At 36.2% G+C, this 13,462-nt stretch carries 13 protein-coding genes; all 13 read left to right on the top strand.

Translation table 11 applies throughout. The features are described from left to right. The first annotated feature begins 4 nt into the window (after nt 1-4). The gene (locus NFS31_RS17205; protein WP_251497689.1) at nt 5-1,132 is read left to right on the top strand and encodes an EpsG family protein; all 1,128 of its coding nucleotides are present in this window, start codon (nt 5-7) and stop codon (nt 1,130-1,132) included. A gap of 45 nt (nt 1,133-1,177) precedes the next feature. After that, nucleotides 1,178-2,275: a glycosyltransferase gene (locus NFS31_RS17200; protein ID WP_251497687.1), complete on the top strand. Its 1,098-nt coding sequence runs from the start codon at nt 1,178-1,180 to the stop codon at nt 2,273-2,275. A gap of 14 nt (nt 2,276-2,289) precedes the next feature. Next, nucleotides 2,290-3,159 carry a glycosyltransferase family 2 protein gene (locus NFS31_RS17195; RefSeq protein WP_251497685.1) on the top strand — a complete coding sequence of 290 codons (870 nt, stop codon included), beginning with the start codon at nt 2,290-2,292 and terminating at the stop codon, nt 3,157-3,159. Beyond that, nucleotides 3,156-3,404: a hypothetical protein gene (locus tag NFS31_RS17190; RefSeq protein WP_251497683.1), complete on the top strand. Its 249-nt coding sequence runs from the start codon at nt 3,156-3,158 to the stop codon at nt 3,402-3,404. Before NFS31_RS17195 ends, NFS31_RS17190 begins: the two co-directional genes overlap by 4 nt. A 134-nt stretch (nt 3,405-3,538) precedes the next feature. Then, entirely contained in the window at nt 3,539-4,576 is a 1,038-nt protein-coding gene (locus NFS31_RS17185) for a class I SAM-dependent methyltransferase (protein ID WP_251497681.1), read from the top strand. Nucleotides 4,577-4,786: 210 nt separating this feature from the next. Further along, nucleotides 4,787-5,158 (top strand): DapH/DapD/GlmU-related protein, encoded by a 372-nt coding sequence (locus NFS31_RS27140; protein ID WP_331482730.1) that lies wholly within the window; start codon nt 4,787-4,789, stop codon nt 5,156-5,158. A gap of 29 nt (nt 5,159-5,187) precedes the next feature. Then, nucleotides 5,188-6,144 carry a prenyltransferase/squalene oxidase repeat-containing protein gene (locus tag NFS31_RS17175; RefSeq protein ID WP_251497679.1) on the top strand — a complete coding sequence of 319 codons (957 nt, stop codon included), beginning with the start codon at nt 5,188-5,190 and terminating at the stop codon, nt 6,142-6,144. A 51-nt stretch (nt 6,145-6,195) separates the two neighbouring features. Then, entirely contained in the window at nt 6,196-7,188 is a 993-nt protein-coding gene (locus NFS31_RS17170) for a polysaccharide pyruvyl transferase family protein (RefSeq protein ID WP_251497677.1), read from the top strand. Beyond that, nucleotides 7,181-8,695 (top strand): lipopolysaccharide biosynthesis protein, encoded by a 1,515-nt coding sequence (locus tag NFS31_RS17165; protein WP_251497675.1) that lies wholly within the window; start codon nt 7,181-7,183, stop codon nt 8,693-8,695. Before NFS31_RS17170 ends, NFS31_RS17165 begins: the two co-directional genes overlap by 8 nt. Before the next feature lie 7 nt (nt 8,696-8,702). Further along, complete coding sequence (locus NFS31_RS17160) at nt 8,703-9,875, top strand: glycosyltransferase family 4 protein (protein ID WP_251497672.1); 1,173 nt, start codon at nt 8,703-8,705, stop codon at nt 9,873-9,875. Between the two features lie 234 nt (nt 9,876-10,109). Further along, complete coding sequence (locus tag NFS31_RS17155) at nt 10,110-11,870, top strand: hypothetical protein (RefSeq protein WP_251497669.1); 1,761 nt, start codon at nt 10,110-10,112, stop codon at nt 11,868-11,870. Between the two features lie 14 nt (nt 11,871-11,884). Then, nucleotides 11,885-12,943, top strand: coding sequence for a glycosyltransferase (locus tag NFS31_RS17150; RefSeq protein ID WP_251497666.1), 1,059 nt, complete (start codon nt 11,885-11,887; stop codon nt 12,941-12,943). A gap of 59 nt (nt 12,944-13,002) precedes the next feature. Further along, nucleotides 13,003-13,462, top strand: a 460-nt coding sequence (locus NFS31_RS17145; protein WP_251497663.1) for an acylneuraminate cytidylyltransferase family protein, incomplete at its 3' end; no start/stop codon positions are given.

Genomic DNA, 13,462 nt, shown 5'->3' with positions numbered 1-13,462 from the left:
GAAAATGATCTATTTAATAATTTTTTTTATACTATTTCTTTTTGGGCTGGCAGAGGTTTTATGTAATGAGCGCTGTCAGGTAAAACGGGGATATCTGCCCTTTGCAATTTTATTAATGGGAATCATTCTTTTTGCCGGCGCCCGCGACAGCGCTATCGGTTTGGATACGCTGGTATATGAGAGAATCCATGGGCAAATATGGGAAAACCTGATTTCGGTATTAGACAGCTTTGGGCTTTATAATGTCGAATATGGATATGCCTTGTTAAATCTTCTGGCTCCGAACTTTCAGTGCCTGCTGATGCTTACAGCAATTGCCGGAGCCGGCATTAAAGTGTACAGTTCAAATGAACTTGGTATAAAAAACAAATATGCTTTATTGCTGTTTTATTTTTCCTCTGTTTTTGTATTTTATGATATGGGGATCATGAGAGAAGGGCTGGCGATCGCAATTATTTATCTTTCTTTTCCGTCCATCAGAAAGCGGAACTTATTAAAATTTATGATGTATATGGGGATTGCGATGATGTTCCATATCACCGCGGTAATGGCGATACCATTATATTTTGTAGGGAACAGAGAGTTTACACGAAGAACATATTATATGGTATTACTATTCAGCTTTATGGTTGCGCTTTTGGGAAATATACCGACATTGTTAAAGATAATATCAGATATTTTAAATAATGCGTATATTTCACATAAGCTTGATGTGTATTTTTCACAAAGTGAAGGCTTTGTTTTGAGATTAGCCCCATATATAAAACGGATTTTAATTCTGTTGCTGTTTTTAGAAGCGTTTAAACATCCAAAGCTTTGTTTTGGAGATGCGGGAATAATTGCTGGGGCTAGAGAGATTTCAGAAAATACATGGTTATATATAAACGCATATTATATATCTCTTATAGAGATGATTATTTTTTCTTTTATGCCAATTATGAGTACCAGAGGCTCTGCTTATCTGTATTCATGCCAGATGTTTGTTTTCTGTGAGATGGTTAGTGGAAAGAGAAAAAGGGTGTTAAATATAATCTATTATATTATTTTTTCGGCATTATCATTGGCAACCCTGTATAATTCCGTTTACCATTCAGCCGGAAATATGTATCTTCCATATGAAATATTTTTGTAGAATCAGAGATTGTCCGATCATCAATATATACTTTGGAGGGTATTAATGAAAATAGCGGAGTTTATTTTAAGAATGGAAATAGGCGGAGCGCAGGATATAGTAAAGAAGTATGCTTATGCTCTCCAAAAGTCAGGCCATGAGGTAATAGTAATTGTTTATACGCCAAAAACAAATTCCATTTTTGAGAAAGAACTTAAGGAGAACCATATAAAAACAATTTATATAGGAGAGCTGTACCAATTACGCAATAAACGGAATGGTATGGCTCTGCGTTTTGAACGCCAGATAAAGTCTATGATAGTTTTGTATAAAGTTTTAGATAAATTGCGCCCTGATATTTTTCATATTCATTCGGAGTTATTCAGAGCATTTGTATGGATGCCCTGGAGAAGATGGGATACAAAACTGATTTTTACGGCGCATAATGAAAGTAAAATTGTGTTTCATTCTAAGGTTAATTTATTATTTGCCCGATGGCTTCATGATAAGCATAATATGAGAATCATTGCCCTGAGTGAAAAACATTATAAGAATCTTGCGACGATATTTGGTAAGAAAAACATTTATATAGTTCGCAATGGAATTGATATAGATAAATTTAAGGATGCAAAACCAGGAGAAGTAAAAAAAGAGCTGCAAATTAAAGATAAGTTTGTCATTGGGAATATTGGTAGATTTGAATCTGCTAAAAATCATGTATTTATGCTGGATATTTTTAGGGAGGTTGTGAAAAAAAAGGATGACGCGGTTCTGCTTCTGATAGGAACAGGCTCCTTAGAGGGCGATATACGGCGCAAGGCAGAAAAATATAACATACAGGAAAAAGTAATATTTGCAGGAGTGAGAAGTGATATTCCAGAGCTGTTAAAAGTAATAAATGTATTTTTAATGCCATCTTTATTTGAAGGCATACCTGTAGCATTAATAGAGGCTCAGGCGGCCGGATTGGATTGCGTCATATCAGACAATATTACAGATGATGCGATCATTAGTAATAAAACAGAAAAAATTAGTCTTGATAGGGATGCTGTATATTGGGCAAGAAAAATTATCAGCATACATAGACGCATTGCTGATATTGACTATAAAAGATATGACTTACAGCAATGTATTAAGAGGTTGTTAAAGATATATGAAAGTTAGGCGGTGTTGAAACAATGGTATCGGTTATTTTGCCAGTTTATAACGGTGAGAAATTTTTGTCAAAAGCGATCGAAAGTATTTTAGGACAATCTTATCAGGATTTAGAATTGATTGTTGTGAATGATTGCTCAACGGATCAAACTTCTGAAATTGTTCGGGGATATTCACATCAGGATTCCAGGATCCGTATAATTAATAATGAAGTAAACATGAAACTTCCTGCATCTCTGAATGAGGGCTTTAAAAACAGCACAGGCCAGTTTTTAACATGGACTTCTGATGATAACATATTGAAGAGAGATGCTCTTGCCATTTTGATGAAAAATATATCAGATGGAGCGGATTTTGTTTATTCTGGTATGGAATATATTGATGAAAATGGAGAAATGATTGATATAACCGATCATCTGGGCGAAGATATTTGGTATTCAAATTCCATTGGCGCCTGCTTTCTGTATAAAAGAGAAATATATGATGTATTAGGGGGATATGATACATCCTTTTTTTTAGTTGAAGACTATGAATATTGGATGAGAATTGCTGTTCAATATAAAATGAAATTTATACCGGATAAGCTTTATCAATACAGGGTACATAATAATAGCCTGACCGGGACAAGGCAGGAGGATATAAGGTTAAGAAGAATCAGACTATTAGAGTCATACCTGGCGAACTATAATGTGAAAGATGCGGATAAAAATAAAATCAGGGTACAACTTGCGGAACAATATTACTTGAATGGAGAACGTCAAAAATTAAAGGAGACTTTGAAATTACTGAAGGAAAGGGATCGTGAGGAATATAACAGAGTGGGAAAAGCTGCAAGACTAAACTGTTATATAGATAAAAAAATAATAGAAATGCTTAAAAGGAAAAGAATATGAAAAAGTTTAATTATTTGAATGTTTTTATAAAATGTGATAGCTGGCTGCAAAATAAAATCAAGGAATTTAATGGTGTTGATGATTTACCATTTTGGTGTTCGATGCTTTCGGTATTACTTGACTGGGGATATAAGAGAGAGGCGGGCCAGATAATAGACCGTTTATTAGAAAAACAGGATTTTTTCCGGAGTGTGAATAATACAGTTAATCGTATTGAAATGATGGCTAAGCTAGGGGGGGGGTAAAACGTTTAAATGTATGTTCTGGAAAATACAATTATGCTATAGAAGTAGTTGTCAGAGAACTGTCTAAGTTAATAAATGAAATTAAATCAGAGGATATAGATGGAAAAGAGTTAATAGATGTACTGGAAACATACATGTATTTGAGAAAAATGGATATTATTGATAAAAAAACAGAAGAAAAAATAGAGGAAGGCTATGAAAGTATAAAGAAAAAAATATTGGATTGTATTGAAACATATCCGGATGACATATATTTGCTTTTACGTTTGGGGAATGTTCTGTTGCAAAGTGGGGAAGAAAGTAATACTTTTGTAAAGGGTTTTAGGAAAAAGCTGTTGAAAATACGGTTTTCAAAGAACAAATTGCTGCCTTCAGAAATGTTTATTTTGTTCAGGCTATTATATTTATGTGAAGAATATGAGAAAGGGAAAGAAATATTTTGTTTTGTATGTGGATTACAAAATAAAAATGGCTTATGGAATATTTCAAACCGGGAAACGCAGGGCTTACGTTTCCTTTTTGCACCCAGAACAGAGCAAAAAGAGAGTGTGAAAGAGTTTCTGGACGCTCTGACATATAAAAACAGAACAGATATGAAAAGGTTTTCTCCAACGTTTCTTGATTCTATGGGAGAGGATGATGGAAGGCTTCTTGTGATAAAAGAAATCATTCATAGAATCTGCAATTCTGCAGAGGGCGGTATCAGAATTTTGGATGCCGGAGCTGGAAAGGGACGATACCTTTTTCACTTAAAGCATGCGTTTCCGACTGTTGATCTAAATGCTTGTGACATATCGGATGTAAATCGGAAACATAAAAATTTTGAGGGTATTAAATGGAAATATGGATCGCTGACAGATATGCCATATCCAGATAATATGTTTGATTGTGTTTATACATGTGAAACACTTGAGCATTGCTATCATGTAAGTAACGCGTTAAATGAGCTGATTAGAATTGTGAAAAAAGGTGGTAAACTTATTGTAATTGATAAAAATGTAAAGTTATTAGGAAAACTACGGCTGGCAGATGGAGAACAGTGGTTTGAAGATACTCAGATGATACGCTTGTCGGAGGAAATGGGATGTGATTTAGAAATAAAGGAAAATATTGAATATGAAATGGATCATAAAAGAGATGGCCTGTTTTCAGCATGGATATTTACGAAGTAGGAAGATATAGTTTGTGGAGGAATGATATGAGCTTTTCAGGAAAAATATATCGATTTTTTATAAATAGAATCAGAGAAAGGGAATGGATGGGGCTTATTAATTCTGGTTTAAAGATAGGAGAGAATTGTAATATACAGCCGGGAGTGTTTCTGGATCCTCCACATTGTTGGCTGATTGAAATTGGGAATGATGTAACTCTTGCGGGGGGGGGTGTATGTCCTGGCTCATGATGCAAGTACAAAGAGATATTTAGATTATACGAAAATTTCAAAGGTTATGATAGGCGACAATGTTTTTATTGGCGCAAGATCAGTCATACTGCCCGGAGTGCATATCGGGAACAATGTTATTGTTGGAGCCGGTTCTGTGGTGACAAAAAGTATACCGGATAACATGGTAGCAGCCGGAAATCCTGCAAGGCTGCTTAAGCAGACAGATGTCTACATAAATGAGATGAGGTCAAAGATTTCCGGCGATGTGATTTTTGGGGATGAATATACCATAAGAGAAGGTGTCCGGACAGAAAAAAAGGAAGATATGAAAAAACGTTTAGTAAACGGAAAAATGGGGTTTGTTCACTAAATGAAATGGATTAACCAGGAAGAGGAAAAATGATGGATTATCAGAAAACACTAGAATTAGCTTTTAAATGGATCGATTCACATACAAACAGTGGAGCCGGGATATGCGTAACATCGAAAAAGACCATATCATATCCGGAAGTGACAGGATATTACATTCCTACTCTTTTAAATTGGAAAAAAGAAGATTTGGCCAGCCAATATGCCAAATGGCTTGTGTCAATTCAAAAAGAGGATGGTTCGTGGTATGATTCTGATGATAAAGCTCCATATGTATTTGACAGCGCGCAGATTCTTAAGGGGCTTATCGCGATTTACAGATATATGCCGTCAGTGGAGGAGAATATAATAAAAGGCTGCGATTGGATTTTGGGCAATGTGATAGAGACGGGGCAATTAACAACACCGGATAAAAGTTCATGGGGACGTGATTCCTTTTGCTCTGAAATGATCCATTTATACTGTATTTCACCGTTATTGGACGCAGGGAAGCTCTTTGAGAGAGAAGATTACATCGAAAAATCCAGGAAGATCATCCGATATTATATCACACATCATAGAGAACGGATTGTGAATTTTAATATGCTGTCACATTTCTATGCCTATGTTATGGAGGGGTTGTGGGATGTCGGAGAAATAGATATTGTAAAAGAATCCATGAAAAAGATGGAACAGGAACAGCATACGGACGGAATGATAACTGGTTTAAATAATGTGCCCTGGACATGCTCAACAGGCTGTTTTCAGTTAGCGCTTGTATGGTACAAGCTGGGAGACAAGGAGCGCGGTGATAAGACATTTGGCTATGCATGCGCTCTTCAAAATGAATCGGGAGGCTGGTACGGCAGCTATCCGACAAATAAAATACAGAAATATCTCCCGGGGCGATATCGCCCGTACTATTTCCCGGACGAGGAAATTAGCTGGGCTGTCAAATATTTTCTTGATGCGTATGATTGGAAACGAAAGATGGAGAATCTTAAATAGATTGAATATCATGTTGTTACTATAAAGTGGATTATCTTAGGGGAGATGGAGATGCCTGCGGATTTAAGTCAGAAGACAGCTACGGTCATGTATTTCAATAATTGCTGGTTTACGAATGTTGGGGAAGCTTTTATTGATTTGGGCTCGCATGTACTTATTAAACAGATATTTGGAAGCCCTGTCAGGATGGTCTTTGCGACTGATATGACTGAGTGGTATATTGAAAAAAATAAGAATATAAAGAGCATAAAAGGCTTGTATGTAAAACAGTTTTTTCCAGGATGGTTTAAAAATAAATACAGTTGTAAAGCAATGGATTTATTTAGTTTGTATGATACCGAATACCTTATCCTGTCCGGCATGTTTGCCTGTGAAGCTTTTTTAAAAACGAGCGCTTCCAATGCCGTCATGGAGCTTGCAAAGCAGGGAATGAAAGTGATTTTTTTGGGACTGGGCGGCCTTCATTATGACAGGAAAGAGGTTGAAATTTTTACAAAATATTTAAAACAGGTAAAACCTTATTTGATCATGACGAGAGATGAAGAGACATTCCATTCTTATAAGGACAATTTTAACTGTATTAACGGACTGGATTGTGGTTTTTGGGTAACAGATGCAGTTGGAAATTTAAAGGGGATGGCGAAGAAGGATTATGATATTGTAACGTTTAACCGCTCAAAAGAACCTGCAGGCTATAAGGATGCAAATTGGGATACAACGATCATTCGCCCGGATCACTTTCAATATGATTTTCATCTGGGAAAGATGAGAAACCATCTGATGATTTCGGATTCACCTTATGATTATATATCATTATACGCGAACGCGCGTAAAGTTTATACAGATTTGGTACACGCGACGGTAATAGCGCTCCAATTTGGGATACCCGTGGAATTTTATCCTGTAGATAAGAGGGCATTTCTATTTAAAAACCTAAGCCATCTGGAAAAAAATGGAAGAGAATTAAAGATAAGCAACATTTTTTTACAAAAGCAAAAAGAGAAACTTGTGAAAGAAATTCAGGCAGTGATACAAAATGGATAATAGCCGCACATTAAATTCAATTAAGAACCTTTTTAGCGGGATGGGAAACAAACTGATTTCACTGATCCTTGTTTTTATCAGCCGCAAAATTTTTATTACTTATATCGGTATTGAATATCTGGGAATCAGCAGCTTATTTTCTAATATCCTGTCCATATTATCGCTGGCAGATCTTGGGTTTGGAATTGCAATGGGATATAGTCTGTACAGGCCGCTGGCAGAAAACAATTGTGAGGAAATTTCAGCGCTGATTCACATTTATAAGAAAATTTATAATATAGTTGCAGCAGTGATTTTTGTCATTGGGTTAAGCCTTATCCCGTTTCTTAATGATATCGTCCATTTGGATCACGATATACGACACCTGGAAATCTATTATATTCTGTTTCTTTTGCAGACAACGGTATCTTATTTGTTTGTCTATAAAGCAACGATTATAACAGCGGATCAAAAAAATCATATTGTAAATAATGTCGCTCTGATTACCAATATCATTAAGACTTTATTACAGATTCTTTTGGTGATTATGACTAAAAACTATACGGTTTATCTTATTATTCAATTAATATTTGTATTGGTAAATAATATATGGATTTCCAGAAAGGCCGATGAAATATATCCTTTTATCAAAACAAAGAGCAGGATAAAGGGCGAGTATAAAAAAGAGATATATAACAATTTTAAATCCGTATTTTTATACAAGATATCAGGAACGTTTATGAATTCCATAGACAGTATATGTATATCCAGTATATGCGGGACAGTAATTCTTGCCTATTATACGAATTATTTAATTATCAGTACCAATATAAGCGTTATTATATCAATTGTTTTTGGCTCATTTACTGCCGGGATTGGAAATCTGATTGTGAATGGATCATATGAGCGAAGATATGAGGTTTTCAGGGAGATACAGGTGATCAGCTATTATTTATCTTCTGTGACATTGATCGGCTTTTTATTCCTTGCCCAGGATTTTATCAAACTTTGGCTGGGAGAGCAGTATGTATTAGAGGGTTTAGTAATGTCGGCTGTAGCATGGGATCTGTATCTGGGCACATCATTTCAGCCTCTATGGACATTTCGGGAGGCGAGTGGATTGTATATGAAAACGAAGTATATAATGCTGATTGCAGCAGGCCTTAATGTAATATTGTCAATTATCCTGGGTAAGATGATGGGAGTGTCCGGGGTTATTATTGCATCAATTCTATGTCGTTTATTTACATATTTTTGGTATGAGCCCAAGCTATTATACAGCAACTATTTCGGAAGATCATCTATATACTATTTTATTAGTTATTTTAAAAATATAATATTTAACATTATAATAATGTGTGAAATATATTTGCTTTCACTCGTGATTAATGCAGATAATTGGTTTAACTGGATTTTAAAGGGCATGTTCATTTTGGTTGCTGTAAGCCTTAATTATTATTTGCTTTATCGGAAGAGAGAGGAATTCAAAAATATTTTATCCAGGACAAATTTTTTAAAAAGGATATGAGAAAAGGATGTTGAAAAAATTAGTAGTTTTTTCATTTCAGAACATTCATGGATTAAATGGTTCTGCAAAGTTTATAAAACAGTTTGAGGATAATAAAGTATTTTTTAATAAGAATCAGGTGGATCTTGATATTTATTCAAACAGTGCTGCATTTAAAGAGGAGATCGTGTATCGAAAGAGTATCATTTTTGCGGTAAAACGATTAATTAAGAAGCTCTTGCTGTTTACGGTTCCTGGAACGGCTCTTTTAATTAAACTGTCAATTTTGAATCATGCAAAGAGAACCGTAGATCAATATACAGCATCGCATTCTGATACAGATTGCAGCAGAACCGTATTTTTATTTAACGATTTTTTTACGATGTCTTATTTTTTTGAAAGGTTTCCATTAGAACAAAATACCGTATTTATGATGCATAATAATGGGGAAACACTCAAAATGTTGTTTGAGCGGTATCCGAAATTCAGAAGAAGCCCTGAAGCCATAAAAATGATAAGATCAGAACAGAGATTGCTTAATAAAGTGAAACGTATTATTTTTGTTTCTCATGTTGCAGAAAAGGAATTTCTGAAGAAACATCCATCATTAAAAGATAAAACAAGAACGATTTATATTGGTCACAAGGATGAGAAGATCGTGTCAGAATGTGATGGAAAACATCTGGAGATGCTTACCGTTGGCACTGTATCAAAAAGAAAAAATCAGATTGGTGTTATTAAAGCACTGGCAAAGATTAAGGATTCATCTATCCACTATACGGTAATTGGAGGGGGAGATGGCTTTAATGAGTGCCAAAAATTTATCAGGGAAAAAAAGCTGGAGGCTCAGGTGACTTTGGCAGGTAGTAAAGAGAATGTGAAGGAATATATGAAAAATTGTAATTTATATGTGTCAAACAGTTATGATGAAGGACTGCCCATAGCCGCTCAGGAAGCTCTTGAATGCGGGCTTCCGATATTGACTACAGATGTTGGCGGGTGTTCAGAATTAATAGAGGAAAATGGGCTCCTCATACAGCCGGGAATGAAAAAACTTATAAAGGCGATAGAGGAACTGAATAGAAGAAAAGATGAATTGAAAATAATGGGCATGAGATCAAGGAAAGTATTTCTTCAAAAATTCTGCCTTGATCAAATGCTGAAAGAATATGTAGATTTAATTGATGAAATATGCGGATAGAAGGGGTTTTGCCTGAGCAATTGTGATGATGCAAAAGAGAGGTGACGAGATGATATCTACGATTCTATTTATTGCAATATTGTTTTCGGGGGCAGTTTGGGGAAAGGTTGTATTTAACAAAAAAATTGAGGACAGCTTTCCTGTAGCCTGTATGTCAATCCCGCTGCTTTTATTCGCATTCGGGCTTTTTGACAGATTAAAGACTGGAATGATTGCTATTATTATGATCGCATTTTGTATGTATTTGTATTCTTTGCTTTATATACTCAGAAGCCGGGGGGGGGTATTAGGCAATTATTCACGCCTGGAACAATTATCCTTTTATTTTTAATTCCATTACTGGTTTATATTGATTATGGAAAGATGGCCGATTCATGGGATGAATTTACACATTGGATGGATTGTGTGAAAGCAATGACATATTTGGATACCTTTGTGACAAATGCAGAATCACATTCGCAATTTCGATCGTATCCCCCAATTATGGCTCTGATGCAATATTTGTTCCAGAAGCTCCATTTACTTATATACCCTGCCAGGCCCTTTAGTGAATGGAGAAACTATTTTTCGTACCAGATATTTGCATTAGCAATGTTTCTGCCATTATTTTCTGAAGTGACTCTAAAACAATGGCGGGAAATGATAGTCATAACTATAATTGTATGGCTTACGCCACTTTTTTTCTGCAGCGAGTTTTATTCCATAACATATATCGATCCATTTGTTGGAATCCTTTCGGGCTGTGGGTTTGCCAATATTCTATTCCGCAGAAATAAAGGCTTCCTTTATCACGCATATATTGTATTGGATTGTATTTCTTTGGTCTTAGCCAAAGATGCAGGATTATTATTTGCAGTATTTATTTCAATTGCTTATATTTTTGATGAGATTATTATAAAGTATGATATCTTTCTCGGAGATAATCAAGGCATCTGTGAAAATAGACGGAAAAGAGTGCCTGTTTCACAATTTTACTATATATTTGTTCCGCTTTTTTGCACGCTGATTTCAAAACAATTATGGAATTATAAACTTAAAAAGGACGGTACAGGCAGAGTTTTTGCCGCAAAAATGGATCTTGCGAATTATACAAAACTGTTCTTTTCTGGAGGGGATAATACATACAGACAGGAGTCCGTAGATAATTTTAAAAATGCATTTTTTGAAAACAGAATCCCTTTAGGCAATACGGAGACATCATATTTTGTTCTTTTTTGTATAGCGCTGATTATATGTATATGGATATATTTTTACTTGAAAAAACAGTCGCCGGATAAAGGAAATGTCAGGAATGTGAAAGCCAGGAAATATGCCATAATCGTTTTAATGATTCAGGTATTGACTTATATCTATGGAATGGGCATTGCCTATATTACTAATTTCCCGGAAGGGCAGGCCGTTGGCCTTGCTTCTTATGAACGTTATATCTCAATGCCATATAATACTCTTTGGATTGTTATTATATGGGGGATGCTATATATAATTCACAATGAAGATGGAAAGATATTTTTATATTCATCAATTAGTATTGTTGCAATTGTGCTGCTGATTACACCAATGAACTATACGGGTGATTTGCTGGCTCGAAAAAGAGTAAAACGCTCTATTGAATGGAGGGCAAACTGGCAGCCATTCTCTGATCTGATTCGGAAGACCTGCGATGGAAGTGATACTATATATTTTGTTGCGCAGGAAACCAATGGGATGCAGTGGTGGATCACCAAGTTTAATGCACGACCTGCGAATGTTTTTGTTGAGGATCGCACATGGAGCTTTGGCCCTCCATTTTATGAAGGAGATATTTGGTCAAAGGATATTAGTGTTTCGGATTTTAAGAGGATTTTATTGGAAAACTATGATTATCTGGCGCTGTATCATTTAAATGAGTATTTTATAGAAACGTATGCGGATCTGTTTGAGAACAAAGGCGATATTCAGGAGGGATGCCTATATAGAATTGACAAGGCGACCGGAATAATGGAATTATGTCATTGATGGGGGACAGGGCTATGAATGAAAAGATAATCCCCATTGTAATACCATCATATGAGCCGGATGAACGCCTGATATTATTAATTGAAAAGATTCGGAAAAGCTTTAGCGGGATCATCATTATAGTAGACGATGGAAGCGGAGAGAAATATAAACATTTATTCGATATTGTACATAAATTGGATTGCACGATTTTAACACATGCAGTAAATCTTGGAAAGGGGAGAGCGCTAAAAAATGCGTTTAATTTCGTATTGCATTATTATCCGGAAGCAATCGGAGTTATAACTGCTGATTCAGATGGCCAGCATACATGGGAAGATATTCAAAGATGCATGGATGCTTTATACAATGCGCCGGAAAGATTAATTCTTGGCTGCCGTAAATTCCTTAACAGGGATATTCCATGGAAAAGCAGATTTGGAAATGAACTGACAAGAAAGGTGTGCGGTTTTTTATGCAATGTAAAGGTATCTGATACACAGACAGGGCTGAGAGGCATTCCAAAACAATTTATGGAGAAATTGATGAATGTGCCGGGAGAGCGGTTTGAATTTGAAACGAATATGTTGATTGAGACACAGGGCATAGTGAAGATAGATGAAATACCAATACAGACAATTTATGATTCAAAAGAAAATCATAAGACGCATTTTGACCCGATCAGGGATTCCATAAAGATATACAGAATTTTTGGAAGAATTTTTACCAGATATATTATCTCATCGCTTTCATCAAGTGTGTTGGATTTATTGTTGTTTGTATGGTTTTGTAACTTGTTTCATTCTGAAAAAGGGATGCTCCATATTGGTGTTTCAACCGTTATGGCAAGGATATTTTCCGCTGTATATAATTATTTAATTAATTATAAATTTGTCTTTGCCAGTAAGAAGAGAATAAAGGTATCTTCAGGAAAATATTTTGTTCTGGTGTTTTTTCAAATGATTGCAAGCGCGCTGTTGGTCATGTGGGGAGTTAAGGTTTTACCGTTCATTTCAGAAGTTATGGTTAAAATGATGATCGATACAATTCTGTTTTTTATAAGCTATAAAATACAGAGGAGTTTTATATTTTAAAATATGCTGCAAAGAAATCAGCGCAGTAAGGAGAGCAAATTCAGGAGGATGAAAAGCATATGTATCAGGATAAACGCATTCTGGCGGTCATTCCGGCCAGAGGGGGAAGCAAGGGGCTCCCGGACAAAAATATTCTGCCGTTATGCGGGATTCCGCTCGTCGCGCATTCCGTTTTAGCGGCCAGGAATTGTGCCTACATCGATGATACTGTGGTATCGACCGATTCGCCCCGGATCGCAGAGATCGCAGAGGCGTACGGCGCGTGGATTCCTTTCCTGCGCCCGGATGGCCTGGCCCGGGATACCTCCCGGACGATTGACAGCCTGGTTTATACGGTGGGACGGCTGAAGGAGATGGGACATACCTATGATTATCTCATGCTTTTACAGCCGACCCAGCCGTACCGGGAGGCATTCCACCTGACAGAAAGCATCGAGGAGATCGCAGACAACCAGTGGGATTCGCTGGCGAGTGTTTCGCCGTCCCCGGTTCATCCGATCCTGATGCGCAGGATATCCG

The sequence above is a fragment of the Otoolea muris genome, assembly GCF_943193115.1.
GTDB lineage: Bacteria > Bacillota > Clostridia > Lachnospirales > Lachnospiraceae > Otoolea > Otoolea muris.
The sequence above is the reverse complement of the archived record's forward strand: the minus strand, read 5'-3'. Positions and strand labels throughout refer to the sequence as shown.